This is a genomic window from Bacteroides sp. AM23-12, assembly GCF_003434395.1.
In the GTDB taxonomy this organism is placed as follows: domain Bacteria; phylum Bacteroidota; class Bacteroidia; order Bacteroidales; family Bacteroidaceae; genus Bacteroides; species Bacteroides thetaiotaomicron.
Genome location: NZ_QTLF01000046.1, coordinates 1 through 26,218, shown reverse-complemented (window position 1 = coordinate 26,218; position 26,218 = coordinate 1). Strand labels below are relative to the sequence as shown.

Annotated in this window: 20 protein-coding genes and 1 pseudogene; 14 read left to right on the top strand and 7 right to left on the bottom strand. The window is 46.7% G+C overall.

The features are described 5' to 3' along the window. The first annotated feature begins 239 nt into the window (after positions 1-239). Positions 240-1,064: a DUF5694 domain-containing protein gene (locus tag DW640_RS21570; protein ID WP_055229650.1), complete on the top strand. Its 825-nt coding sequence runs from the start codon at positions 240-242 to the stop codon at positions 1,062-1,064. A 10-nt stretch (positions 1,065-1,074) separates the two neighbouring features. Here DW640_RS21570 and DW640_RS21565 read toward each other — a convergent pair whose 3' ends face one another. Further along, on the bottom strand, positions 1,075-1,950 hold the full coding sequence (locus DW640_RS21565) for a hypothetical protein (protein ID WP_080973826.1): 876 nt from the start codon (positions 1,948-1,950) through the stop codon (positions 1,075-1,077). Positions 1,951-2,190: 240 nt separating this feature from the next. Between DW640_RS21565 and DW640_RS21560 the strand changes: the two genes are divergently transcribed. After that, positions 2,191-3,249: a linear amide C-N hydrolase gene (locus tag DW640_RS21560; protein ID WP_008761025.1), complete on the top strand. Its 1,059-nt coding sequence runs from the start codon at positions 2,191-2,193 to the stop codon at positions 3,247-3,249. 125 nt (positions 3,250-3,374) lie between these two features. Here DW640_RS21560 and DW640_RS21555 read toward each other — a convergent pair whose 3' ends face one another. Next, positions 3,375-4,739 (bottom strand): dipeptidase, encoded by a 1,365-nt coding sequence (locus tag DW640_RS21555; RefSeq protein ID WP_117578933.1) that lies wholly within the window; start codon positions 4,737-4,739, stop codon positions 3,375-3,377. Positions 4,740-4,840: 101 nt separating this feature from the next. Then, positions 4,841-5,917, bottom strand: coding sequence for a chorismate synthase (gene aroC, locus DW640_RS21550; protein ID WP_008761027.1), 1,077 nt, complete (start codon positions 5,915-5,917; stop codon positions 4,841-4,843). 158 nt (positions 5,918-6,075) lie between these two features. Between aroC and DW640_RS21545 the strand changes: the two genes are divergently transcribed. Then, entirely contained in the window at positions 6,076-6,639 is a 564-nt protein-coding gene (locus DW640_RS21545) for a calycin-like domain-containing protein (protein ID WP_011108127.1), read from the top strand. Between the two features lie 15 nt (positions 6,640-6,654). Here DW640_RS21545 and DW640_RS21540 read toward each other — a convergent pair whose 3' ends face one another. Together DW640_RS21540 and DW640_RS21535 are read right to left on the bottom strand one after the other, a co-directional pair. Continuing rightward, positions 6,655-7,440, bottom strand: a complete 786-nt coding sequence (locus tag DW640_RS21540) for a porin family protein (RefSeq protein ID WP_008761029.1) — start codon at positions 7,438-7,440, stop codon at positions 6,655-6,657. Between the two features lie 90 nt (positions 7,441-7,530). Further along, positions 7,531-8,616, bottom strand: coding sequence for a PCMD domain-containing protein (locus DW640_RS21535; protein ID WP_055229653.1), 1,086 nt, complete (start codon positions 8,614-8,616; stop codon positions 7,531-7,533). Positions 8,617-8,749: 133 nt separating this feature from the next. Between DW640_RS21535 and DW640_RS21530 the strand changes: the two genes are divergently transcribed. Next, positions 8,750-10,039, top strand: coding sequence for a serine dehydratase subunit alpha family protein (locus tag DW640_RS21530; RefSeq protein WP_008766478.1), 1,290 nt, complete (start codon positions 8,750-8,752; stop codon positions 10,037-10,039). 152 nt (positions 10,040-10,191) lie between these two features. On the opposite strand, the gene DW640_RS21525 is transcribed toward DW640_RS21530, so the two are convergent. Next, on the bottom strand, positions 10,192-10,767 hold the full coding sequence (locus tag DW640_RS21525) for a peptidylprolyl isomerase (protein WP_008761032.1): 576 nt from the start codon (positions 10,765-10,767) through the stop codon (positions 10,192-10,194). Between the two features lie 474 nt (positions 10,768-11,241). Here DW640_RS21525 and ilvD point away from each other — a divergent pair, with 474 nt between their 5' ends. The 5 genes from ilvD (at position 11,242) to ilvC (ending at position 17,221) form a co-directional block, all read left to right on the top strand. After that, entirely contained in the window at positions 11,242-13,044 is a 1,803-nt protein-coding gene (gene ilvD / locus DW640_RS21520) for a dihydroxy-acid dehydratase (RefSeq protein ID WP_008761033.1), read from the top strand. A gap of 47 nt (positions 13,045-13,091) precedes the next feature. Continuing rightward, positions 13,092-14,789, top strand: a complete 1,698-nt coding sequence (gene ilvB, locus DW640_RS21515) for a biosynthetic-type acetolactate synthase large subunit (protein ID WP_048695483.1) — start codon at positions 13,092-13,094, stop codon at positions 14,787-14,789. A gap of 18 nt (positions 14,790-14,807) precedes the next feature. Further along, a complete protein-coding gene (ilvN, locus tag DW640_RS21510; protein ID WP_008761035.1) occupies positions 14,808-15,371 on the top strand; it encodes an acetolactate synthase small subunit in 564 nt (187 codons plus the stop codon). After that, on the top strand, positions 15,371-16,114 hold the full coding sequence (locus DW640_RS21505; RefSeq protein ID WP_048695480.1) for an acyl-[acyl-carrier-protein] thioesterase: 744 nt from the start codon (positions 15,371-15,373) through the stop codon (positions 16,112-16,114). Before ilvN ends, DW640_RS21505 begins: the two co-directional genes overlap by 1 nt. A 63-nt stretch (positions 16,115-16,177) precedes the next feature. Beyond that, positions 16,178-17,221: a ketol-acid reductoisomerase gene (gene ilvC, locus DW640_RS21500; protein ID WP_008761037.1), complete on the top strand. Its 1,044-nt coding sequence runs from the start codon at positions 16,178-16,180 to the stop codon at positions 17,219-17,221. A 532-nt stretch (positions 17,222-17,753) separates the two neighbouring features. Here the strand turns inward: ilvC and DW640_RS21495 are convergent. Continuing rightward, positions 17,754-19,712 carry an AAA domain-containing protein gene (locus DW640_RS21495; RefSeq protein ID WP_117578932.1) on the bottom strand — a complete coding sequence of 653 codons (1,959 nt, stop codon included), beginning with the start codon at positions 19,710-19,712 and terminating at the stop codon, positions 17,754-17,756. Positions 19,713-19,766: 54 nt separating this feature from the next. Between DW640_RS21495 and DW640_RS21490 the strand changes: the two genes are divergently transcribed. The 5 genes and pseudogenes from DW640_RS21490 to DW640_RS21470 all read left to right on the top strand — a co-directional run. Further along, on the top strand, positions 19,767-22,010 hold the full coding sequence (locus DW640_RS21490) for an aconitate hydratase (RefSeq protein ID WP_061474315.1): 2,244 nt from the start codon (positions 19,767-19,769) through the stop codon (positions 22,008-22,010). 14 nt (positions 22,011-22,024) lie between these two features. Beyond that, positions 22,025-23,215, top strand: coding sequence for an NADP-dependent isocitrate dehydrogenase (icd, locus tag DW640_RS21485; protein WP_016269563.1), 1,191 nt, complete (start codon positions 22,025-22,027; stop codon positions 23,213-23,215). A 25-nt stretch (positions 23,216-23,240) separates the two neighbouring features. Then, positions 23,241-24,584: a citrate/2-methylcitrate synthase gene (locus tag DW640_RS21480; RefSeq protein WP_008761042.1), complete on the top strand. Its 1,344-nt coding sequence runs from the start codon at positions 23,241-23,243 to the stop codon at positions 24,582-24,584. Positions 24,585-25,081: 497 nt separating this feature from the next. Beyond that, positions 25,082-25,843, top strand: a complete 762-nt coding sequence (locus DW640_RS21475) for a DUF1295 domain-containing protein (RefSeq protein ID WP_008761045.1) — start codon at positions 25,082-25,084, stop codon at positions 25,841-25,843. A 38-nt stretch (positions 25,844-25,881) separates the two neighbouring features. Continuing rightward, positions 25,882-26,218, top strand: a pseudogene (locus DW640_RS21470) (NADH:flavin oxidoreductase); the annotation flags it as partial.

Below are 26,218 nucleotides of genomic sequence, written 5' to 3'. Positions count from 1 at the left end.
ATTTTCGATTTTTGAAGTGTCAACTTATTCAGTACACTACAGAAACTTTGGTTCCAAGCCTTAGAAGGATTATCATCTGTTTTGTACAAACTCTTTTATCATAACACTTATATGTTTATTACTTTGTAATTTTGACGATGCGGAATGGAATGACTGCAATGATTGTACTTAAATTAATTTAATATCTGCCATTTAGAAAAAGTTTGCTAACTTTGAGCTTCAAACATATCATAAATACAATGAATAAAATAGCATTCATTCTCATCATGACCGGTATGTTCTTTATAAAAGGATATGCCCAGCGGACAGAAGTACTGACACTAGGCGTCTTTCACTTTGACTTTCCGAATCTCGATATGCAACAAATATCCGAAGAAGATCAGATTAATGTCTTGTCGCCTGTTTATCAGAAGGAAATAGAGTTAATAGCGAGTAAACTGGCGAACTTTAAGCCGGATGCAATCGTCATTGAACACCCGCTGGGCGGACAGCAAAAGGTTGATTCTCTATTTAAAGCATACCTTGCCGGAAATCATAAACTGTCAAAGAGTGAAGTGCAGCAACTGGGTTTCAGGATTGCAAAGATGTGCAAAGCAAAGATTTACTGTGCAGATGCACGGGGGACACAAACAGCCCGTATCGAAGAACTGCTGGAAGACGATAGCACGAAACAATATCAGGATTTTGAAGAGAGTTTTGTAAATTCTCCCGACTCATCTTTATATTCCAAAGACCAGTTAATATTCAAGCAAAAAGGAATACTTCCCCAGCTGATACATCTGAATGATCCCCGACAAATCAAGAAAGACCTGGGCAATTATCTTATCGGACACTTCAAATACGAATCCGATAAGGGAGATTATACAGGAGCCGATTTCGAATCAGGAAGATGGTTCAACCGTAATCTGAGGATATTCAGGAATATACAACGTACCCCAAAATCCGCCAAACGGATACTTGTGATCTTTGGTGCGGCACACATGAATCTGCTGAACTATCTGTTTGAATGTTCACCCGAATATAAATTGCTGAATGTGAATGACTATCTGAAAACAAATTCGTAATAACGGAGGTTTACCGTATAGGTATATGCATCCGGGGTGGTCCGATTGTCGGACCGGATGGACCGCCTATGCCTCTGTTTTTATCAAAAACGGCATTGCGGAGAATCTCATATATAATACCGCCCACATCCAAACCCAGAGTGAACTTATCGAAATGGTAGTAAGGAATCATAACGGGAACCGTTTCCCAACGTCCGCTCATCGCATCATAGTATCGCTGTACTCCCATTTCCATCCCAAAGCGGTCGGACATATCGACGGACATCGTAGCTCCGTAGCTATGGGTGCTCATTCCGTAAGAGTTTCTGATGTCGTATGATCCGAAGACTTTCAAGGTGACACGGTCGGAAGGATGGTAAAGGAAGGCGCCCGAAGTGCTGAAAGCCTGTCCGGTGATGTGGGACATGTTGACCTTCAGCGCATTGGCACGGACTTGTAACTCGAATTGCTCATTGAAAATATGCTGATAACCTAGTGAAGCACTGTTGAAACGCCCGATGCCTGCCATACTTGTCTGACTTCCGGAACCGAACAGTGCTCCACGATCGAATTGATGCAATACCCCGCCCGTACTGTAATCACCTCGGAAGAGTAGGGAAGGATTGGTCTGATAAGGTAGGGAAATATCCCTTTTGAGTGAAAAGCGGGGTATATGCTCCAACTGTCCGGGTGAATATAAAGAATATGTAGTGCTCTTTTCTGGAAACAAGTTAATGTTGGCCTGTTTTAGTACGTCGTCCGGCGTTATGGATGCACCGTTACGAAGTATGTGCGTACTGTCGTTGTTTTCTTGCGCAGAGAGTGATTGCGGAACAAAATACAGCAAAAGAAAGATTCCCAAACGAATTGGAAGCTGTGATATGCTAACTTTTTGTCTCATACGCATTTGCCCTCCTTAGTTTTTATGATAGGTTATGTACAAAAATAATGAAATCCCATTTGAAAAGCAAATAATGTGTAATGTTTCCTTCCATCCGCAGGCTTTTTTAACTCAAATAAGAGCGGATAAGATTTTTTCTGAATAAATTCCCTTTTTTCCCTTAAATTTTTCTCTCTCTCAAGCAATATACGTTGTATATTTGTTATTATAGATATAAGAGTATCAACTATTTAATTTGGAAGTAATATGAAGAAAAAACTTACGGGTGTTGCATTGGTGTTAGCTGCCGTCTCTTTGATGGGCATACAGCCGGCGGGAGCATGTACGCGTGCCGTATATCTGGGGCCGGACCGAATGGTGGTCACTGGTCGCACGATGGACTGGAAAGAAGACATTATGTCAAATATCTATGTGTTTCCACGTGGAATGCAGCGTGCGGGACACAATAAAGAAAAAACAGTAAACTGGACTTCCAAATATGGAAGCGTAATCGCAACAGGCTATGATATAGGTACTTGTGACGGAATGAATGAAAAAGGGCTGGTGGCAAGCCTGCTTTTCCTGCCGGAATCTGTTTATTCACTTCCCGGAGATACCCGTCCGGCAATGGGAATTAGTATCTGGACTCAATATGTACTTGACAATTTTGCAACGGTGCGTGAAGCGGTAGATGAAATGAAAAAAGAGACTTTCCGCATTGACGCTCCCCGTATGCCGAACGGGGGACCGGAATCTACTTTGCACATGGCTATTACCGATGAAACGGGTAACACGGCAGTGATCGAATATCTGGATGGCAAACTGAGTATCCATGAGGGGAAGGAATATCAGGTGATGACCAATTCTCCGCGTTATGAATTGCAGTTGGCTGTCAATGATTACTGGAAAGAAGTGGGCGGATTACAGATGTTGCCGGGAACGAACCGTTCGAGCGACCGTTTTGTGCGTGCCTCTTTCTACATTCACGCCATTCCGCAGACTGCCGATGCAAAGATAGCCGTCCCCAGTGTGCTGAGTGTGATGCGCAATGTCTCCGTTCCGTTTGGAATCAATACACCGGAGAAGCCTCACATTTCTTCTACTCGCTGGCGTTCCGTTTCCGATCAGAAGAATAAAGTGTATTACTTTGAATCTACTTTAACTCCGAACCTGTTTTGGTTGGATTTGAAGAAGATTGATTTTAGTCCGAAGGCAGGGGTGAAGAAGTTATCCCTGACCAAAGGAGAAATTTACGCAGGAGATGCCGTGAAGGATTTGAAGGATAGTCAATCATTTACCTTCCTTTTCGAAACTCCGGTGATGTAATTGATAGTTAGTTATGTGGTAAGATGTCTTTTTTTGAATAAAAAGGAACGGTAGGCAAAGGATTTATCCGCTTGTCTACCGTTCTTCTTTTATCTTCGTGTCCTGTGTGCGGCTATGGACAGCCTTTATCTTTTCGCATATTCCTGATGGAACTCAACCACCGCCTCTATTCCTTTCCGGAAAATGTCCAGCGAGAAGTTTTCGTTGGGCGAATGGATCGCGTCCGATTCAAGTCCGAAGCCCATCAATACGGTTTTAGTTCCCAATACTTGTTCGAATGTCGAAATGATAGGAATACTTCCGCCACGGCGTACTGCCAGCGGTTTTTTGCCGAAAGCTGTCTCAAAACCTTTTTCCGCAGCCTGATAGGCAGGAAGGGAAATCGGGCAGACATACCCCTGTCCTCCGTGCATCGGGGTTACTTTTACCTGGACGGTGTCGGGAGCCATTTGTAAGATATAATCTGCAAACATCTGAGAAATCTTGTGATGATCCTGATGTGCAACCAGTCGGCAGGAAACTTTCGCATACGCTTTCGAGGGAAGGACTGTCTTGGAGCCTTCACCCGTATATCCTCCCCAAATGCCGCATACATCGAAAGACGGGCGGCAACTGTTACGTTCCAGTGTGCTGTATCCCTTTTCTCCGAAGAGTTCTTTCACTCCGATGGCTTCTTTGTATTTCTTCTCATCGAACGGAATATGGGCGATCATTTCCCGTTCTGCTTGCGGCACTTCTTCTACGTCATCGTAGAATCCGGGAACGGTGATTCTTCCGTCTTTATCTGTCACTTTGCTGATTATTTCGCAAAGTACATTGATCGGATTGGCTACCGCGCCTCCGAAGTGTCCCGAATGCAGGTCACGGTTCGGTCCGGTCACTTCTATTTCCCAGTAAGCCAGTCCGCGCAGACCGGTGGTGAGGGATGGAAGTTCGGCGCCCAGCATGCTGGTGTCCGAAACCAGGATAACGTCTGCTTTCAACAGCTCCTTATGCTCTTCGCAGAAGGCTTCCAGACTGGGAGAGCCGATTTCCTCTTCTCCTTCGAAGATAAACTTGACGTTATTCTTCAGCAGTTCGTTCTTGACGAGATATTCGAAGGCTTTGACTTGGATAAAGGATTGTCCTTTGTCATCATCCGCTCCGCGTGCCCAGATGTATCCGTCCCGTACTTCGGGTTCGAAGGGCTGGCTTTTCCACAGTTCCAGCGGTTCGGCAGGCATTACGTCGTAGTGGGCGTAGACCAACACTGTTTTGGCATTCGGGTCAACGATCTTTTGTGCGAAAACAATCGGGTTACCCTTGGAAGGCATCACCAATGCTTCATCCACTCCGGCTTCGAGCAGTAGTTGTGCCCAGCGTTGGGCGCAAGCCAGCATATCGTCGTGATGTTCCGGCAGGGCGCTGATACTGGGAATACGGATGAGGCTGAACAGGTCCTCCATAATCTTCGGTTCGTTCGCTGCGATATATTTTTGAATTTCGTTCATAATGAATAGTTTACTGGCGGTTATTTAGCCTATGTGCCAATAGCCTGACAGATTTTTAGTGCAGGTATTGGCACATGGGTAGATTGACATATTGATACTTATTAAAGCTGCGTTGTCTTATCCAACAGATAATAATCAAGGATGGTCATGGCAGCCATTGCTTCTACGATAGGTACGGCACGTGGCAGTACACAGGCGTCATGACGTCCGCGGGCTTTCAATGTCGTATCTACGCCGTCGATGTTCACCGTTTCCTGCTCCATCAGCAGGGTAGCAATCGGTTTGAATACTACACGGAAGTAAATATCCTGTCCGTTACTGATTCCTCCCTGAATACCTCCGGAGTGGTTGGTATGCGTTTCAATCCGTCCGTTGTTGTTGAAGAATACGTCGTTCTGCTCGGAGCCTTTCATCTTCAGTCCCTTGAATCCTTCTCCATATTCGAAGGCTTTGGCGGCATTGATACTGAGCATGGCGTTGCCCAAGGCGGCGTGCAGTTTGCCGAACACAGGTTGCCCCAATCCGATAGGACATCCTTTGATGACACAGGTCAGCGTACCTCCGATGGTATCGCCTTCGCCTTTTACCTTATATATAAGGTCTGCCATTTCCTTCGCCTTTTCAGGGTCCGGACAACGTACATCGTTTGTTTCGATCAGGTCGAGATCATAGTCGGAATAAGTGCCTTCCAATTTGATGGCACCGACTTGCGATGTATAAGCTGTGATGCTGATTCCTAACTGGCGAAGGGCTAATTTAGCCAATGCGCCGGCTACTACGCGTGAAATAGTCTCGCGGGCAGAAGAACGTCCGCCGCCGCGATGATCACGGATGCCGTACTTCACTTTGTAGGTGTAATCCGCGTGTGAAGGGCGGTATACCTCTTTCAGGTTATTGTAGTCATTGGAATGTTGATTCTCGTTCCAAACGATAAATCCGATAGGACATCCGGTTGATTTGCCTTCGAAGATGCCTGAAAGAAACTCCACTTTATCCGCTTCCTTGCGTGGTGTGGTGAGGATGGATTGTCCCGGACGGCGTCGATTTAGTTCTTGTTGTACAAATTCTTCGTCGATTGTGATTCCGGCAGGAAATCCGTCAATTACTCCCCCAACTCCTTTTCCATGAGACTCGCCGAAGCTGGTGAGCCGAAAGATGTTGCCAAATGAATTAAACATAGTTGTGGCTTTTTTAAAATTACTCTATGCAAATATAACAAAGTTTTCGATAAGAAGGTTGTGAATTCAAAATATCTTCGGAAAAGGAAGCAAATTGAACCTTTTTTCCTCTTTTTAGTTTATAAATGACGATTATTTAATAACTAAACCCGAAAATTATGAAAAAGAATCTATTGTATTTGTGGGCATTGATATGCTCTGTCTCTCTTTTGACGGCTTGTAGCAGTGATGATGATAATACGGTCAATGATGAAACGACTCCTCCGGAAGAAGAGGCTGTGGTGACTGCTCCCGATGTGGTGGGAACGTATTGGGGAAATCTCGATATTTCAATGCTGCCCGATGGCTCCGACCAGGAAGTTGTGATTGCCGACGGACTTCCGAAGTTTATTACTTTCTCTCAGGTCAGTGATACGGAAGTAAAGATGGAACTGAAGGAATTTGAACTGTTTATAAACGGAAACATATTAAAGTTCGGCGATATCGTAATAGACAAGTGTGCAGTGAAAAAGGAAACGGACGCTTCGACTTTCACCGGACAGCAAGACCTTACTTTTCAGGGGGATGCCGCTGCTTTGGGTACCTGTGCCACCAGTATAGAAGGAACGGTGCAAAGTGGAAATGCTACAATGAATATTCAGGTAAAAGTACCTGCATTGAAGCAGACCGTGAAAGTTGCTTTCTCCGGTGTGAAGCAGGTGGAGGAATCCGGTAAGGATTAATCCGTCTTTGGTCAGCTAGAAAGCATATCCGAATCCGATATTCAAGTAGATCGGATACATAGCAAAAGTAATGGTCTGAAAGTCATTTCTGAAGATATCATTCAATCCCCAGGTGAGGTCTGCATATATATTGAGATGTTTGAATGCTCTCCATCCGGCTCCTATTTGCAGGCCCCACTGAAAATGTCTCAGGTCGTCCGAGAAGTCATAAGTAGCGATTTTACCATCCGTAAATTCGACTTTGGGGCCTACGGGGTCGCCTTCACGCAGGTATCCTTCATATACGTGCCCCGAAAATTCTCTTGAAAGCAGATACGAAAAATAAGGTCCGGCTTTAATATTCCAACGGTTGCTCAACTTGTAAGTAGCCATTAGAGGAATTGTCAGTCCGGAAGTGTGGACTTTGGTTTTGACTCCTCCTGTCCAGACACCGCTGATTCTTTCTCCTCCCTGTCCGAGGATTTCCATATTATAGTTTTTGACGGTGGCTTCCGTTGTCATGGCTTTATTCTCCAGCCGCAGCCCTACAATGACTCCGAGCTTGTTTTGAACGGCAAACCATTTGGTTACTTCTCCTCCGATGCTGATAGCCAGCGTTGGGTTGTAGCCGTCAATCGAACGGATTTCGACAGGCAGCGGGAGCGGGGCTGTACCGCCGATGCTGAACCCTGCTTTGATTTCATATTCCAGTCCGTGAAGAGCGGAGCGAATAAGTGTTTCGTTTCTGTCAACCTGTGAATAGCCGGGGAGGGCTATCACCAGACAGGCGAGTAAACTGAATATATAGGAATGGATTTTCATCTTTTCATTATTATTAAATCATTAGTTATTTCATTATAGTTACTCTGTTCTGCCTTCCATAGCTGCTATCAGATCGTTGGTCGAATGGAATCAGTCTTCCGAGCGATAGATTAGTTCGACTTCATCAATCAACAATGTACTTCCGATAGCTCCGTTAAAATGATCTCCTTCCAGGCTGGAAGTGAATACGATAGCTACATTATACTTTCCTGCTGTTAGCTTCTCTTTATCTATGTATTTTCCGGATAACATATGGAAGGGAAGTTTAAAGTATGTCCACTCGTCCGTCTCTTTGGCGTCGTCAATGCGTGCTATTGAAACCAGGTTGGGACTGGTGAAAGCATTCGTTCCGTCAAGAGTCGGCACAGATTCACTGGTTTCATACATGATGGCATAAATATCGCATATATCCCGTTTGCCACTGACGGGTTTGCCGCCTTCTGTAAACTGATCTCCGGCTTTATACTTGTAATAGCCTGCCAGATAAGTTGGTATATGCCGGAAAGGCAGACCGAATTTGGTCGCTTTCAGTGGATTGCTCATTGCATTTCCTACATCAAAAGAGCCGATAAACAGGTTCCCGGCTGCGATAGGCATTCCCATAATGCTACCGAAGAATCCGGTACTGCGGGTTACTAAGGACAGGCATTTTCCGGTTTTTCCGTTTGCAAACTGAAAAGTCGGATAGTTGTCGGCTGTCTTGGGAACTCCGGTCATTGCATAACCTGCGTTTCCGCTGGCCCATTCCATCACCACTTTTTCTCCTTCCCGTTCTACGAAGATGTAGTATTTCTGTCCGCCGAGCGTATCCTCAAAATTGTAAATAGTAGCAAGTTCCGTATCAATAACGGATACGGTGTACTTCTTCTTCCAAAAGCCATCGGCAGCCGTAACGGTATATTGCTGAGGCGAATGGAAATCTCTAGCCGTCCCACTGGGAGGATCGATAGTGGCTCCCGGAGTCAATGTAAATTCGGGTGCAAGGGATGAAATGTCCGTTCCCGGTCCTACAAATATATTGATGGAATTATTAGTGATAATCGGACTCGTTGTCATGACTACTCCCGGCAATCTGCAACTGAGTATGTCTGCCTCTGCATTGGGAGCTTCTTCGCGAATGCAAGAAGAAGAGAAAATGGCTAGCAGCAAATAAAGAATACCGTGTTTTGCTTTCATTTTTCTACTATTCTAACTGTTAAAGTTCGGTTCTTGGAAGATTTTATAACAATCTGCAATTTTATTTGTTCACTAATGGATGTTTGATAAAAAAGAATTTTCTACTTTTGTGGAAACTAAAGCCTTATAGGGTATGATTGAATCGGAAAGAAAACAGATAATAGACTTGATCAAAAAAGAGGTGATTCCGGCGATAGGGTGTACGGAACCCATTGCGGTAGCGCTTTGTGTAGCTAAAGCTGCCGAAACATTAGGAATGAAACCGGAAAAGATTGAAGTGTTATTGAGTGCCAATATATTAAAGAATGCAATGGGAGTCGGTATCCCCGGCACAGATATGGTCGGACTTCCTATAGCTGTAGCCTTGGGAGCGTTGATCGGCCGATCGGAATATCAACTGGAAGTGTTGAGAGACTGCACACCGGAGGCAGTAGAACAAGGCAAACTGTTTATCGCAGAGAAGCGAATCTGTATTTCTCTCAAAGAAGATATTACGGAAAAACTGTACATCGAAGTAATCTGCACAGCCGGCAGCCAAAAAGCGACGGCTGTGATTGCCGGCGGACATACTACCTTTGTCTATATAGCTACGGATGAAAAAGTACTGCTTGACAAGCAACAGACTGCCAATGAAGAGGAAGAAGACGCTTCACTGGAACTGAATCTGCGCAAAGTCTATGATTTTGCCCTGACATCCCCTCTGGATGAAATCCGTTTTATTCTCGATACGGCACGTCTGAACAAAGCAGCCGCCGAGCAAGCCTTTAAAGGCAATTATGGGCATTCTTTAGGTAAGATGCTCCGTGGAACGTATGAACATAAAGTGATGGGTGACAGCGTATTCTCTCATATACTATCTTATACTTCCGCCGCTTGCGACGCCAGAATGGCCGGTGCAATGATTCCCGTCATGAGTAACTCCGGCAGTGGCAATCAGGGCATATCCGCCACACTTCCCGTTGTCGTATTTGCCGAAGAAAATGGTAAAACCGAAGAGGAACTGATCCGCGCCTTAATGCTGAGTCATCTCACTGTAATCTATATTAAACAAAGTCTGGGACGTCTCTCTGCCTTGTGTGGCTGTGTAGTAGCTGCCACGGGTTCCAGTTGCGGAATCACCTGGCTGATGGGTGGAAACTATAATCAGGTAGCCTTTGCCGTTCAAAACATGATTGCCAACCTGACGGGAATGATTTGCGACGGTGCAAAACCGAGCTGCGCACTCAAAGTAACAACCGGAGTCTCAACAGCCGTATTATCTGCTATGATGGCAATGGAGGACCGTTGTGTGACTTCTGTAGAAGGCATTATTGACGAAGATGTCGATCAAAGCATTCGTAACTTGACAAGAATCGGCTCGCAGGCCATGAACGAAACGGATAAGATGGTGCTTGATATCATGACGCACAAAGGAGGATGTTAACAGGTAATAAGTAACAAGTAACAAGTAATAAGTAATAAGTAACAAGTAATAGGTAATAGCTGGAATAACGGCATAAAAAAAGTATTAAGTATTAACTTCCGCCTATATCCGCATGGAATTAATACTTAATACTTATTACCTATTACTTAAAATTAGTGGCAGTGTCCGCCTTCGCAACCGCAGTCATCGCCACAGTCGCTGCCGCAGCTGTCGCATCCGCAACCGCAACCTTCACCGCTCATCATCTTCACCAGTTCCTGAATTTCTTCGTTGGTAGCAGGACGGCTTTCGATTACTTCACCTTCAAAGATCAGGTCAGCGCCTGCCAATGGGTGGTTAAGGTCAACTACTACTACATCCGGTTTGATTTCTACGACGCTGGCGTTTACGCGTTGACCGTCTCCGGTCATCAAAGGTACAATGCTGCCTTCTGTTACGCGTTCGCTGTCGAACTTGCCATCTATTTCAAAGATATTTTTAGGAAGATCAAATACATGTTGCTCATCGTAGGCTCCATAAGCTTCATCTGCCGGAATGGTAAAATCGAATTTATCACCCTTGGAAAGAGCTGTTATCTGGTTCTCGAAGCTTTCGAGCGTTGTGCCTAATCCTGAAATGAACTGAAAAGGATGTTCTGCATTTGTTTCTTCGAACAATTCTTTTTCACCATCTTCCACTGTATATAGCTTATATGCAACGGTGATGTACTTGTTTTCTACTGTTTCCATCTGATATTTATAGTTTCTAATTAATAAATCCCTTATTTAGGGTGGACAAAGATACGAATAATTTGCTTGCTACCGGGGGCATACGGAGTAAATTTCAGATTATTAAGCGCTTTTGTCAGAAATGGACAGTCATTCTCTACTAACTGATAGTTGCAAATTCAACCTTTAAGTGATAAAATTTAGGTTTATTACCGTTCTTTTCTTACGATTATTCGCTTTTTAGTGATTTTTTTCTTCGATTTGTTTGGAGATAATAAAAAAGCCCTTACCTTTGCAGCACGAAAATAAAGAAAAGAAGATATGAATATATTACATACATCTATTAACCTAGCAGTTCTGCATATTATTCGCGTCGTGGTGGTGCCATCAAGAGCGTGAGAAAGGTTTTGTGTATGTATTCGTACCATAAAAGATAGAATTTGGAGCCTTTCTCACTGATGTGAGGGAGGCTCTTTAATTAAAAGATAGATTGAAATGAAAAAGCAATTACGCAGTTCGTTTAGTACACAAGGCCGTCGCATGGCGGGAGCCCGCGCATTATGGGCAGCCAACGGCATGAAGAAAAATCAGATGGGAAAACCCATTATCGCTATCGTCAATTCGTTTACACAATTTGTTCCGGGACACGTGCACCTGCATGAAATCGGGCAGTTGGTGAAGGCGGAAATTGAGAAGCTGGGATGCTTCGCTGCGGAATTTAATACGATTGCTATTGATGACGGTATCGCTATGGGACATGACGGAATGCTTTACTCGCTTCCTTCCCGTGATATCATAGCGGACAGCGTAGAATATATGGTCAATGCGCACAAGGCGGATGCAATGGTATGTATCAGCAACTGCGATAAGATTACCCCAGGGATGCTGATGGCGGCCATGCGCCTGAATATCCCTACCGTATTTGTATCCGGCGGACCGATGGAAGCCGGAGAGTGGAACGGTCAGCATCTGGACTTGATCGATGCCATGATTAAATCGGCGGACGACAGTGTAAGCGATCAGGAAGTAGCGAATATCGAACAGAATGCCTGTCCTACCTGCGGATGTTGTTCCGGAATGTTTACGGCAAACTCGATGAACTGTCTGAATGAAGCTATCGGCTTGGCTCTTCCGGGAAACGGCACAATCGTGGCTACGCACGAAAATCGTACGAAACTGTTTGAAGATGCTGCCAAACTGATTGTGGAAAATGCAATGAAATATTATGAAGAAGGTGACGAAAGTGTACTTCCCCGCAGCATAGCTACCCGTCAGGCATTCCTCAATGCCATGACGCTGGATATTGCGATGGGCGGTTCTACCAATACGGTGCTTCACCTGTTGGCCGTGGCACATGAGGCAGGAGTCGATTTCAAGATGGACGACATCGATATGCTGTCACGCAAGACACCCTGCCTGTGTAAAGTCGCTCCGAATACTCAAAAATATCATATTCAGGACGTTAACCGTGCGGGTGGCATCATTGCTATCCTGGCAGAGTTGGCAAAAGGCGGTCTGATTGATACTTCCGTTCTCCGTGTGGATGGCATGTCGCTGGCGGAAGCGATCGATCAATATTCAATTACCAGCCCGAACGTTACGGAAAAAGCAATGAGCAAATATTCAAGTGCGGCAGGAAACAGATTCAATCTTGTACTTGGTTCTCAGGGAGCTTATTATCAGGAATTAGATAAAGATCGCGCGAACGGATGTATCCGTGATCTGGAGCACGCCTATAGCAAGGACGGAGGCCTGGCGGTACTGAAAGGAAATATCGCTCAGGACGGTTGCGTAGTAAAAACGGCGGGTGTAGACGAAAGCATCTGGAAGTTTACCGGACCTGCCAAAGTATTCGACTCACAAGAAGCAGCCTGTGAAGGCATCCTCGGAGGCCGAGTCGTCAGCGGCGACGTTGTCGTCATCACGCACGAAGGTCCGAAGGGCGGTCCCGGTATGCAGGAAATGCTTTACCCGACTTCTTATATCAAATCCCGTCACCTCGGCAAAGAATGTGCCTTGATTACCGACGGACGTTTCAGTGGTGGAACTTCCGGATTGAGTATCGGACACGTTTCTCCCGAAGCCGCTGCCGGAGGTAATATAGGAAAAATAGTAGATGGAGATATCATCGAAATCGACATTCCCGCCCGAACGATTAACGTGCGACTAACAGATGAAGAACTGGCTGCCCGCCCGATGACTCCCGTCACCCGTGACCGTTACGTGCCGAAGAGCCTGAAAGCATACGCCAGCATGGTAAGCTCTGCCGATAAGGGAGCAGTGAGATTAATAGACTGATCCACTTCATTATCCATTATGAATCATCCATTATCCATTAAAGAACTATGAGTAAGGACTTAATAACAGGCGCAGAGGCAATGATGCGCTCTCTGGAACATCAGGGAGTGACTACCATTTTCGGTTATCCCGGCGGTTCCATCATGCCTACGTTCGATGCCCTGTACGACCATCAAAATACATTGAACCATATCTTGGTTCGCCATGAACAGGGAGCTGCCCATGCGGCACAAGGCTACGCCCGTGTATCGGGTAAAGTCGGTGTTTGCTTGGTGACAAGCGGCCCCGGAGCAACCAATACGATCACAGGTATTGCAGATGCGATGATAGACAGTACGCCTATCGTTGTCATTGCAGGACAGGTGGGAACAGGCTTTCTTGGAACAGACGCTTTTCAGGAAGTCGATCTCGTAGGTATCACTCAGCCAATCGCTAAATGGAGCTATCAGATTCGCCGTGCCGAAGACGTAGCCTGGGCGATAGCACGTGCTTTCTACATTGCCAGTAGTGGTCGTCCCGGTCCGGTGGTACTCGACTTTGCCAAGAATGCGCAGGTTGAAAAAACAAAATACGAGCCGACGCAGCAGGAGTTTATCCGCAGCTATGTTCCGGTTCCCGATACAGACGAAGAATCAGTAAAGGCTGCCGCCGAACTGATCAATAACGCCGAACGCCCGCTTGTCTTGGTAGGACAGGGAGTGGAACTGGGAAGCGCTCAGGAAGAACTGCGTATCTTTATCGAAAAGGCGGATATGCCCGCAGGTTGTACCTTGCTCGGACTTTCCGCATTGCCTACCGACCATCCGTTGAATAAAGGAATGCTGGGTATGCACGGAAATCTGGGACCGAATATCAATACTAACAAATGTGATGTACTGATTGCTGTCGGTATGCGTTTCGACGACCGTGTGACCGGTAATCTGGCTACTTACGCCAAACAAGCGAAAGTGATCCATTTTGACATTGATCCGGCGGAAGTAAATAAGAATGTAAAGGTAGACATTGCCGTTTTGGGCGACTGCAAAAAGACGCTGGCTGCTGTGACCGGACTGCTGAAAAAGAACCGGCACACCGAGTGGGTCGATAGTTTCAAGGAATATGAAGCGGTAGAGGAAGAAAAAGTCATTCGTCCCGAACTTCATCCTGCAACGGATTCACTGAGTATGGGCGAAGTGGTGCGTGCGGTAAGCGAAGCGACCCGTCACGAAGCCATATTGGTGACAGATGTAGGTCAGAATCAGATGATCTCTGCCCGCTACTTTAAATATACCAGGGAACGTAGTATCGTTACTTCGGGTGGACTTGGCACGATGGGTTTTGGCCTTCCGGCAGCTATCGGAGCTACTTTCGGCCGTCCCGACCGCACTGTATGTGTATTTATGGGTGACGGCGGACTGCAAATGAACATTCAGGAACTGGGTACGATCATGGAACAGAAAGCTCCGGTGAAGATTATCTGCCTGAACAACAATTATCTCGGCAACGTGCGCCAATGGCAGGCTATGTTCTTTAATCGCCGTTATTCATTTACTCCGATGCTGAATCCGGATTACATGAAAATCGCTTCCGCCTACGATATTCCTTCCAAACGTGTCTTTTCACGGGAAGAATTGAAAGCGGCCATCGACGAAATGCTCTCGACAGACGGGGCGTTCCTGCTCGAAGCCTGTGTGGTAGAAGAAGGCAATGTCCTCCCGATGACCCCTCCGGGCGGTTCAGTCAATCAGATGTTGCTGGAATGTTAATCCTTAATTTAGAAAGTTATGAGTGATAAGACATTATATACGATTATAGTTCATTCTGAAAATATAGCCGGATTGCTGAATCAGGTGACCGCTGTATTTACCCGTCGGCAAATAAACATCGAGAGTTTGAACGTTTCTGCTTCTTCCATTAAAGGAGTACATAAATATACGATTACAGCGTGGACTGATAAGGACACTATCGAAAAGGTGGTGAAGCAGATCGAAAAGAAGATTGATGTGATTCAGGCGCACTATTTTACGGAAGACGAGATTTATTTCCATGAGATAGCCTTATATAAGGTATCTACTCCTGCTTTTCAGGAGACTCCGGAAGCATCTAAAGTGATCCGCAGATATAATGCCCGCATTGTAGAGGTGAATCCGGTATTCTCTATCGTCGAGAAGAACGGCATGAGTGAAGAGATTACTTCCCTTTACGAAGAACTTCGGGCTTTGAAATGTGTGCTGCAATTTGTCCGTTCGGGCCGTGTGGCTATTACTACCAGCTGTTTCGAACGTGTGAATGAGTTCCTGGACGGACAGGAAGCGAAGTATAAGCAAAGTAAAAAGGAACAGGAGTAATGAGTGAAGAAAATAAAATAGGGACTTATCAGTTTGTGGCAGAGCCGTTTCACGTAGATTTTAACGGCCGCCTGACCATGGGCGTGCTGGGGAATCATCTGCTGAATTGCGCAGGTTTTCATGCCAGCGACCGTGGATTTGGTATTGCTACGCTGAACGAGGACAATTACACATGGGTGCTTTCCCGTCTGGCGATCGAGCTGGACGAGATGCCTTACCAATACGAGAAGTTCTCGGTTCAGACATGGGTGGAGAATGTCTATCGTCTCTTTACCGACCGTAACTTTGCCGTCATTGACAAGGATGGAAAGAAGATCGGCTATGCCCGTTCCGTATGGGCGATGATCAATCTGAATACTCGTAAGCCTGCCGATCTGTTGGCATTGCATGGAGGAAGCATCGTCGATTATATATGCGATGAACCCTGCCCGATAGAAAAGCCTTCGCGTATCAAGGTGACAAGCAATCAGCCTGTTGCGACGCTGACGGCAAAATACAGTGATATCGATATTAACGGACACGTAAACAGTATTCGTTATATCGAGCACATACTTGACTTGTTTCCGATAGAACTGTATCAGACGAAACGTATCCGCCGGTTTGAAATGGCGTATGTGGCTGAAAGTTATTTCGGAAATGAACTCTCTTTCTTCTGTGATGAGGTGAGTGAAAACGAGTTTCATGTAGAGGTGAAGAAAAACGGCAGCGAGGTAGTATGCCGTTCCAAAGTGATATTTGAATAATATAGAGTATAAAATCAATTAATAACAGATGGCGCAAGTCATCAAAACAAAAAAACAAAAAAAATGGCACAGTTGAATTTTGGCGGAACTGTAGAAAATGTAGTTATCCGTGATGAATTTCCATTGGAAAAAGCTCGTGAAGTATTGAAAAATGAAACAATCGCTGTAATCGGTTATGGCGTACAAGGTCCCGGACAGGCTCTGAACCTTCGTGATAACGGTTTCAATGTAATCGTTGGTCAACGCCAGGGAAAGACATATGACAAAGCGGTTGCTGACGGATGGGTTCCGGGTGAAACTTTGTTCGGTATTGAAGAAGCTTGCGAAAAAGGTACGATCATTATGTGCCTGTTGTCTGATGCAGCAGTAATGTCTGTATGGCCTACTATCAAGCCTTACCTGACTGCAGGAAAAGCTCTTTATTTCTCTCATGGTTTTGCTATTACATGGAGTGACCGCACAGGTGTAGTTCCTCCTGCAGATATCGACGTAATCATGGTTGCTCCTAAAGGTTCGGGTACATCCTTGCGTACTATGTTCCTTGAAGGTCGCGGGTTGAACTCTTCATACGCTATCTATCAGGATGCAACAGGCAACGCTATGGACAGAACAATCGCATTGGGTATCGGTATCGGTTCAGGTTATTTGTTCGAAACAACTTTCATCCGCGAAGCTACTTCCGACCTGACAGGCGAACGTGGTTCATTGATGGGAGCTATCCAGGGTCTGTTGCTGGCACAATACGAAGTGTTACGTGAAAACGGTCACACTCCTTCCGAAGCATTCAACGAAACTGTAGAAGAGCTGACTCAGTCATTGATGCCGTTGTTTGCAAAGAACGGTATGGACTGGATGTATGCTAACTGCTCTACTACAGCTCAACGTGGTGCTCTCGACTGGATGGGCCCCTTCCACGATGCTATCAAACCGGTCGTTGAAAAGTTGTATCACAGTGTGAAGACTGGTAACGAAGCACAGATTTCAATCGACTCTAACTCCAAACCGGATTATCGTGAGAAACTGGAAGAAGAACTGAAAGCATTGCGCGAAAGCGAAATGTGGCAGACTGCCGTGACAGTTCGTAAACTTCGTCCGGAAAATAATTAATCAGACTTATACTATATAAGTTTTTCAAAAGGCGGGAAAAGCGTATTTTCCCGCCTTTTCTATGTAGATACCGGTCTTTTGAGTAATAGAAAAAGGATGAAAGTAGAAAAAAAGATTAAAAGATACTGATAATATAGGTGAAAAAGAGCATTTATGATTACCTTTACGGCAACAAATAAAACAGAATAGGCAATGAAGAAACTTTTTACTTACAGAAGATCGATACGTATGAAGATGATTTCTTCTTTAATGAATAGTATATCAGAATGTTACATTAAAAGATATTTAAGTTATTCTCTACCGAATGGTAGCTGTAATACCATTTCAAGTCCTTTTTATATTTCGTGTTCCATTAGTGATTCGTTGATATGATGCAGAATTTTATTCTGTAGCAGGAAAAAGTATGCGTTAAATTGAATTTAAGACAGAGCTTTTGGAACAGAATTTAGTGGGAAAATAACATTGTTTGTTTTGTTTGTAAATGGGAGTCCTCTTTCGTGAGAAAGGGGGCTTCTTTTTTTATCCCGATGATTCAGGAGGATACCGCTTCCTGCCGGATATACTGTATCAGTTTCCGGTAGAACGCATGCTTGGTAAGAGTGGTTGCATCTCCCAAAATCACAAGTTTCATCCGGGCGCGGGTAATGGCTACGTTCATTCGTCTTAAATCATTCAGAAAACCGATCTGTCCGTCCTCGTTCGCCCGGACGAGGCTGATAAAGACGACATCCCGTTCCTGTCCCTGAAAGCCGTCTACCGTGTTGACCGTGATGAGGCTGCGGAAAGGGCGGAGAAAACTGCTTCCTCTGATTTTACTTCTCAGGTATTGCACTTGCGCCTTGTAGGGCGAAATCAGACCAAAGTCGATGCTCTCGTCCAGGATGCGTGCTTTGCCGATCCGGCTGATATAGGCTTCCAGTTCTTGCAGTAACAAGTTGGCTTCCTGCTTGTTGATGCGCCCGAAGCTCTCGCCTACAAACTCTTCGTGGAAGTCCATTTCCGAGGCATCTATCCAGTTCATGGGAGTGTCGAAGTCAAGGATACCCCGGTTGCGCACTTCCGGTGCGGCTTCCAGTTCCCCGTTGTAGAACCATTCGGAGGGAAAGCGCATGATTGCCTCGTGCATCCGGTATTGCACTTTGAGCAGCGAGACGGCAGAAGGTTTTTGCTGCACGACTTTTTCCATTAAAGTATGGTCCAGTCCGCCACGGGCGGCTTCGATACATTTGATTGTAGGAGGGAGCTGGCAATGGTCGCCGGCAAGAATCACACGGTCGGCCTTTCGGATGGCGATCCAACAGGCGGCTTCGAGTGCCTGGGCGGCTTCATCGATAAATAAGGTGGGGAAACGCCTTCCGTTGAGCAAACGGTGATTGCTGCTGACCAGCGTAGAAGCAATCACACGGGCACTGTCGAAAAGATCGGCGTTGATCAGGATTTCCAGTTCGGTGGCACGGTCGCGGAGGCGGCTCATCCGGCTGCGTATTCCTTCCCTTTCGGAGTAACTTCCCCGACGCATCCGGCTGCCCATTTCACGGATTGATTTTCGGATTCCCCAAAGTTCGGGGTAGCTCGGATGATTCTCAAAGCGGCGTTCGTAGGTGAAAGAGAGCATTTTATCATTAACACGCGTAGGATTACCAATGCGGAGCACAGGAACACCCCGGTCCACCAGTTTCTCACAAATCCAGTCCACGGCCGTATTACTTTGGGCGCAGACCAGCACCTGCGGTTCGCGGTGAAGCGTTTCGTAAATGGCTTCCACAAGCGTGGTAGTCTTTCCGGTTCCCGGAGGGCCGTGTACGATGGCGACATCGCGTGTGCATAACACTTTGTTTACGGCTGTCTCCTGCGTGCTGTTCAGCCACGGGAAACGGACGGGATACAATTCGCGGAATCCCGGCTTTTGTGTTCCCAGCAAGGTGTCCCGGAGTTCGGCAAGGCGGTTGCCTTTGGCGCGGATCGTGTCTTCTAGCGCTTCGAACATGGCACGATAGGACGTTTCATCGAAATAAAGTTGTACACCCAGCACCTCTTCCGTTTGCAGTTCCAGCAATGCGCCTGCACTGGGAAGCACGACCACCATCCGTTCATCGTCCGCATAACTCACCGTTGCAATGAAATTCATATAATTCACTTTCCCGTCAAATGACTGACGGAAAAAGCAGACGGGACGACCGAATTCGAAGGAATGCTCGATTTCTTTATTTTCGGTGCGTGTAATATCTATTACAAGTTGATTTAGAGAATTATAGTAACTTCGACCGGGAGAGGCGGGATACCAGCACAGACCACGTTTCACTTTGCGGGCGACACCCATTGTTTCAGTCTGCCGCTTGAATTCCTCCTTTTCGTGTTCATACTCCATGCGTAGCAGGAGTTGCTGTTGCTGAAGGTCGATGATTGGACTTTTCGGATGATTATTCATAATAGATGCAAAGGTAGTAAATCTTCCTCCTGAGACGAAAATATATTTCATTTTGTTAAACATTCCTCGAACGCCGTTCGTTATTTTTATAGATAGACTAAAAAAAATAAAAGCAATATGGTGTATGATTTGACTATGTTAGAGGCTTTTTATTCTGCTTATAAAGGAAAAGTGGAACACGTGCGGGCTGTTTTGAAACGCCCTTTGACGTTAGCCGAGAAGATTCTGTATGCCCACCTGTTCAATGAGGGCGATGTGAAAAACTACAAACGGGGTGAAGACTACGTAAATTTCCGTCCCGACCGCGTCGCTATGCAGGACGCGACTGCTCAGATGGCATTGCTTCAATTCATGAATGCAGGAAAAGAAAAAGTGGCTGTTCCCTCCACCGTGCACTGTGACCACTTGATACAAGCGTACAAAGGAGCAAAGGAGGACATTGCTACGGCAACCAAAACAAACGAAGAAGTTTACGACTTTTTGCGCGATGTATCCTCTCGTTACGGCATCGGCTTCTGGAAGCCGGGCGCCGGAATCATTCACCAGGTAGTGCTCGAAAATTACGCTTTCCCCGGTGGAATGATGGTAGGCACCGACTCTCACACTCCGAATGCTGGAGGATTGGGCATGGTGGCCATCGGTGTCGGCGGTGCGGATGCCGTAGACGTGATGACAGGTATGGAATGGGAACTGAAAATGCCAAGGATTATCGGTGTCCGCCTGACCGGAAAATTGAGCGGCTGGACTTCCCCGAAAGATGTCATCCTGAAACTTGCAGGGATTCTGACCGTAAAAGGAGGAACGAACTCCATCATCGAATATTTCGGACCGGGAACGGCTTCCCTGTCGGCTACCGGCAAAGCGACCATTTGCAATATGGGGGCGGAAGTAGGAGCTACCACTTCGCTTTTCCCGTTCGACGGGCGCATGGCTACTTATCTGAGAGCCACCGGCAGGGATCGCATCGTGGAACTGGCGGAAGCCGTGGACTGTGAGCTCCGTGCGGACCAACAGGTGACGGACGAACCGGAAAAGTACTACGACCGTGTCATCGACATCGATTTGTCTACGCTCGAACCTTATATCAACGGCCCTTTCACACCGGATGCCGCTACCCCTATTTCTGAATTTGCAGAAAAAGTATTACTGAACGGCTATCCGCGTAAGATGGAAGTCGGACTGATCGGTTCGTGTACCAACTCTTCTTACCAAGATCTCAGCCGTGCCGCATCCCTTGCAAGGCAGGTGAAGGAAAAGAATCTGAGTGTGGCTTCCCCGTTGATCATCAATCCGGGTTCCGAGCAAATCCGCGCTACTGCCGAAAGAGACGGAATGATGGATGACTTCATGCAGATCGGCGCCGTGATCATGGCAAATGCCTGCGGTCCTTGCATCGGTCAGTGGAAACGTCATACGGACGACCCGACGCGGAAGAACTCGATCGTCACATCCTTCAACCGTAACTTTGCCAAACGTGCGGACGGCAATCCGAACACATACGCCTTTGTTGCTTCTCCCGAACTGACGATGGCACTGACCATTGCCGGTGATCTTTGCTTCAATCCGCTGAAAGACAGACTGATGAACCATGACGGCGAGAAAGTGAAACTGGCCGAACCGGAAGGCGAAGAACTCCCCTTGAGAGGATTTACCTCCGGTAATGAAGGCTATATCGCCCCCGGCGGGACGAAAACAGCGATCAACGTCAACCCGGCTTCCCAACGCCTGCAACTGCTGACTCCTTTCCCCGCTTGGGACGGACAAGATATACTCAATATGCCCCTGCTGATTAAGGCGCAGGGCAAATGTACTACCGACCATATTTCGATGGCGGGACCGTGGCTGCGTTTTCGCGGACATTTGGAGAATATTTCGGATAATATGCTGATGGGAGCCGTGAATGCTTTCAATGGCGAAACGAACAACGTGTGGAACCGTTCGACAAACACCTACGGAACCGTTTCGGGCACAGCCAAAATGTATAAATCCGAAGGAATCCCCTCCATTGTCGTGGCTGAAGAAAATTACGGAGAAGGCTCCAGTCGCGAGCACGCGGCAATGGAACCCCGTTTCCTGAATGTGCGTGTGATTCTCGCCAAGAGCTTCGCCCGTATCCACGAAACGAATCTGAAAAAGCAGGGCATGCTTGCCCTTACCTTTGCGGATAAAGCGGATTATGACAAGATACAGGAGCACGACCTCCTTTCAGTCATCGGCTTGCCCGACTTTGCTCCGGGACGGAATCTGACCGTCGTTCTTCATCACGAAGACGGAACGAAAGAGAGTTTTGAAGCGCAACATACATACAACGAACAGCAGATTGCCTGGTTCCGTGCCGGCTCTGCCTTGAATGCCAGATAATTAAAATGATAGAAATGAACAAAATAACCATGCAAAAAGATGGTACGCTGTCGGTGCCCGATGTGCCTGTCGTACCTTATATTACCGGAGACGGAGTAGGAGCGGAAGTGACTCCGTCAATGCAAGCCGTTGTGAACGCGGCTGTTCAGAAAGCATACGGCGGCAAACGTCGGATTGAATGGAAAGAAGTGCTGGCGGGCGAACGCGCTTTCAACGAGACAGGCTCTTGGCTGCCGGATGAAACGATGAAGGCTTTCCAAGAATATCTGATCGGCATCAAGGGTCCGCTGACGACCCCTGTCGGCGGTGGAATCCGTTCTTTGAACGTAGCTTTGCGCCAAACCTTGGATTTATATGTTTGTTTGCGTCCGGTTCGTTGGTATCAAGGCGTTCATTCTCCGGTGAAAGCACCGGAAAAAGTGAACATGTGTGTGTTCCGTGAAAATACGGAGGATATATATGCAGGAATCGAGTGGGAGGCAGGTACTCCCGAAGCCGAAAAGTTCTATCAATTCCTGAAAAACGAGATGGGAGTGACGAAAGTCCGCTTCCCCGAGACCTCTTCTTTTGGGGTGAAACCTGTTTCCCGTGAGGGCACGGAACGTCTTGTGCGGGCTGCCTGCCAGTATGCGCTCGACCATCATCTGCCTTCTGTGACACTGGTGCACAAAGGAAACATTATGAAGTTCACCGAAGGAGGTTTCAAGAAATGGGGCTATGAGCTGGCGCAACGTGAGTTTGGCGACGCGCTGGCAGACGGCCGGCTGGTGATAAAGGACTGCATTGCCGATGCTTTTCTGCAAAATACATTACTGATTCCCGAAGAGTATTCCGTGATTGCCACGCTGAACCTGAACGGAGACTATGTTTCCGACCAGTTGGCGGCAATGGTAGGCGGCATCGGCATTGCTCCGGGAGCAAATATTAACTACAAGACGGGGCACGCCATTTTTGAAGCGACTCATGGAACCGCCCCCAACATTGCCGGAAAGGATGTCGTGAATCCTTGTTCTATCATTCTTTCGGCGGTGATGATGCTTGAATATCTGGGATGGAAAGAAGCGGCCGCGCTTATCGAAAAGGCGCTGGAACAGAGTTTCCTCGATGCCCGTGCCACGCACGATCTGGCTCGCTTTATGCCGGGAGGTACATCCCTGTCTACCACCGCTTTCACACGCGAAATTGTGGAAAGAATCGAAAAGTAAATGTAACGATTAAAAACGAAGTATTATGAAGAAAGAGTATTTGATTTACAAGCTCTCCGAGGAGATGAAAGAGGCAACCCGGATTGACAATGAATTGTTCCCCAAGTTTGACGTGAAGCGTGGACTACGTAATGAAGACGGCACCGGTGTATTGGTAGGTCTGACAAAGATTGGTAATGTGGTGGGTTACGAACGTATCCCCGGCGGCGGTCTGAAGCCTATTCCGGGAAAATTGTTCTATCGAGGCTATGATGTGGAAGACATTTCCCACGCCATCATCAAGGAAAAACGTTTCGGCTTCGAAGAAGTGGCTTATCTGCTACTCTCCGGTCGTCTGCCGGACAAGGAAGAACTGGCTTCGTTCTGCGAACTGATCAATGACAATATGGCGCTCGAGCAGAAGACGAAAATGAATATTATCGAGCTGGAGGGAAATAATATCATGAATATCCTTTCGCGCAGCGTACTCGAAATGTATCGTTTCGATCCCGATGCCGACGATACTTCCCGCGACAATCTGATGCGCCAGAGTATCGATCTTATCTCCAAGTTCCCGACCATCATTGCGTATGCTTATAATATGCTCCGCCATGCTACATTCGGCCGTTCCCTGCATATCCGTCATCCGCAGGAAAAACTCTCTATTGCCGAGAATTTCCTCTATATGCTCAAAAAAGATTATACGGAACTGGATGCCCGTACGCTCGACTTGCTATTGATTTTGCAGGCAGAACATGGCGGTGGTAACAACTCGACTTTCACGGTTCGTGTGACTTCTTCCACCGGAACAGATACATACTCGGCCATCGCCGCAGGTATCGGTTCGTTGAAAGGCCCGCTTCACGGAGGCGCGAATATCCAGGTGGCCGATATGTTCCATCACTTGCAGGAGAACATCAAGGACTGGAAGAGCGTGGACGAGATAGATACCTATTTCACACGGATGCTGAATAAGGAAGTGTATAATAAGACCGGATTGATTTACGGTATCGGTCATGCTGTTTATACGATTTCCGATCCTCGTGCGCTGTTGCTGAAAGAACTGGCTCGCGACCTTGCCCGTGAGAAAGGAAAAGAAGAGGAGTTCGCTTTCCTCGAACTGCTTGAAGAGCGTGCCATCGCTACTTTCGGACGTGTGAAGAACAACGGAAAGACGGTTTCCAGCAATATCGACTTCTATTCGGGCTTCGTATATGAGATGATTGGTTTGCCGCAGGAGATTTTCACTCCGCTGTTTGCCATGGCTCGTATTGTCGGCTGGTGTGCGCACCGCAATGAAGAACTGAACTTCGAGGGCAAACGCATTATCCGTCCGGCTTATAAAAATGTTCTTGATGATCTGGCTTATATCCCCATCAAGAAACGCTGATAAGAACAAATCCTTTTATGCAATAATAACTAACCTCAGACGTACATCTCGGCAATCCCTGCATGTACGTCTCGGTAATCCCCAGTTGTACATCTTGGTAGTACCCGGTTGTACGTCTGGGGTGACTTGTTTCAGGAAGAACGTCCGATGTTCATTTAACATTTAACACTTTGCGGCTGCTATATTTTTCATCCGATGGAGGCTAAGGCATTTATCGTTGGTAGAAAGGGCACAGCCTGGCAGGTAGAAACGCCCTTTTAACGTAGCGTTAAAAGGGCGTTTCTACAACCGATGAATTATACATTCTATTCCTTTGGATATCAGTGAACTATGTGCTAAAAGCCCATGGTGTCATATGAAAGAGAACACGGGATGGAAAAAAGATAATTGTGATATTCATAAGTTTCCTGTCCGGTCAATACGAATAGTTCTTTCAGTTTTTTGTGGCCATTCTTTTCTTTTTTTGTTATTTTTGTGAATCTCAAAAGAAAATCAAGATGAGTATAACTGCCTTTAATCTATTTTTGGGCGTCATGAGTCTGATCGCTCTGATTGTTTTCATCGCCCTCTACTTTGTGAAAGCCGGTTACGGGATATTTCGCACTGCCTCCTGGGGAGTCGCCATTTCCAACAAGCTGGCGTGGATACTGATGGAAGCCCCCGTATTTCTGGTCATGTGCTGGATGTGGATGCACTCGGAACGTCGTTTTGATCCGGTCATACTGACATTCTTTATCTTCTTTCAGATTCATTATTTTCAGCGCGCCTTCGTCTTTCCCCTGCTACTGACCGGAAAGAGCAAAATGCCGCTGGCAATTATGTCGATGGGAATCCTGTTCAATCTATTGAACGGCTATATGCAGGGCGAATGGATATTTTATCTCTCACCCGAGGGAATGTATCATTCCGGCTGGTTCACTTCCGCATGGTTTATTGCGGGAAGTCTGCTTTTCTTTGCAGGTATGTTGATGAACTGGCATTCGGACTATATCATCCGTCATTTGCGCAAACCGGGGGATACCCGTCATTATCTGCCCCAAAAAGGGATGTACCGCTATGTCACTTCCGCCAATTATCTGGGCGAAATCATCGAATGGGCAGGCTGGGCAATACTGACCTGTTCACTGTCCGGACTTGTATTCTTCTGGTGGACAGTGGCCAATCTCGTCCCCCGTGCCAATGCAATCTGGCATCGCTACCGTGAAGAATTTGGCTCGGAAGTAGGCGGACGCAAACGTGTATTTCCTTTTATCTATTGATTTGAAATAAATTATCTATTGACATAAAATAGCGTACTATGGAATCTAAACTTTTCACCCCTGTCACTTTCGGTCCATTGACGCTGCGGAATCGTACGATCCGCTCTGCCGCTTTTGAAAGCATGTGTCCCGGTAACGCCCCTTCACAAATGCTGCTCGATTACCACCGCTCGGTGGCTGCGGGCGGAGTCGGGATGACGACTGTAGCCTATGCAGCCGTGACGCAAAGCGGACTTTCTTTCGACCGTCAGTTGTGGCTGCGTCCGGAAATCATTTCCGGTTTACGTGAAGTGACCGGAGCTATACACACGGAAGGTGCGGCAGCAGGCATCCAGATAGGGCACTGCGGAAATATGTCCCATAAAAAGATTTGCG

Excerpts from the sequence above, each read along its gene's own strand:
- ilvN (WP_008761035.1), top strand. The coding sequence starts at position 14,808 with ATGAGTGATAAGACATTATATACGATTATAGTTCATTCTGAAAATATA.
- DW640_RS21565 (WP_080973826.1), bottom strand. The coding sequence starts at position 1,950 with ATGCGTATGAGACAAAAAGTTAGCATATCACAGCTTCCAATTCGTTTG.
- DW640_RS21545 (WP_011108127.1), top strand. The coding sequence starts at position 6,076 with ATGAAAAAGAATCTATTGTATTTGTGGGCATTGATATGCTCTGTCTCT.
- DW640_RS21495 (WP_117578932.1), bottom strand. The coding sequence starts at position 19,712 with ATGTTTAACAAAATGAAATATATTTTCGTCTCAGGAGGAAGATTTACT.
- DW640_RS21560 (WP_008761025.1), top strand. The coding sequence starts at position 2,191 with ATGAAGAAAAAACTTACGGGTGTTGCATTGGTGTTAGCTGCCGTCTCT.
- DW640_RS21525 (WP_008761032.1), bottom strand. The coding sequence starts at position 10,767 with ATGGAAACAGTAGAAAACAAGTACATCACCGTTGCATATAAGCTATAT.
- DW640_RS21475 (WP_008761045.1), top strand. The coding sequence starts at position 25,082 with ATGAGTATAACTGCCTTTAATCTATTTTTGGGCGTCATGAGTCTGATC.
- DW640_RS21480 (WP_008761042.1), top strand. The coding sequence starts at position 23,241 with ATGAAGAAAGAGTATTTGATTTACAAGCTCTCCGAGGAGATGAAAGAG.
- ilvB (WP_048695483.1), top strand. The coding sequence starts at position 13,092 with ATGAGTAAGGACTTAATAACAGGCGCAGAGGCAATGATGCGCTCTCTG.
- ilvD (WP_008761033.1), top strand. The coding sequence starts at position 11,242 with ATGAAAAAGCAATTACGCAGTTCGTTTAGTACACAAGGCCGTCGCATG.
- aroC (WP_008761027.1), bottom strand. The coding sequence starts at position 5,917 with ATGTTTAATTCATTTGGCAACATCTTTCGGCTCACCAGCTTCGGCGAG.
- DW640_RS21535 (WP_055229653.1), bottom strand. The coding sequence starts at position 8,616 with ATGAAAGCAAAACACGGTATTCTTTATTTGCTGCTAGCCATTTTCTCT.
- DW640_RS21540 (WP_008761029.1), bottom strand. The coding sequence starts at position 7,440 with ATGAAAATCCATTCCTATATATTCAGTTTACTCGCCTGTCTGGTGATA.
- DW640_RS21530 (WP_008766478.1), top strand. The coding sequence starts at position 8,750 with ATGATTGAATCGGAAAGAAAACAGATAATAGACTTGATCAAAAAAGAG.
- icd (WP_016269563.1), top strand. The coding sequence starts at position 22,025 with ATGAACAAAATAACCATGCAAAAAGATGGTACGCTGTCGGTGCCCGAT.
- DW640_RS21490 (WP_061474315.1), top strand. The coding sequence starts at position 19,767 with ATGGTGTATGATTTGACTATGTTAGAGGCTTTTTATTCTGCTTATAAA.
- ilvC (WP_008761037.1), top strand. The coding sequence starts at position 16,178 with ATGGCACAGTTGAATTTTGGCGGAACTGTAGAAAATGTAGTTATCCGT.
- DW640_RS21555 (WP_117578933.1), bottom strand. The coding sequence starts at position 4,739 with ATGAACGAAATTCAAAAATATATCGCAGCGAACGAACCGAAGATTATG.
- DW640_RS21570 (WP_055229650.1), top strand. The coding sequence starts at position 240 with ATGAATAAAATAGCATTCATTCTCATCATGACCGGTATGTTCTTTATA.
- DW640_RS21505 (WP_048695480.1), top strand. The coding sequence starts at position 15,371 with ATGAGTGAAGAAAATAAAATAGGGACTTATCAGTTTGTGGCAGAGCCG.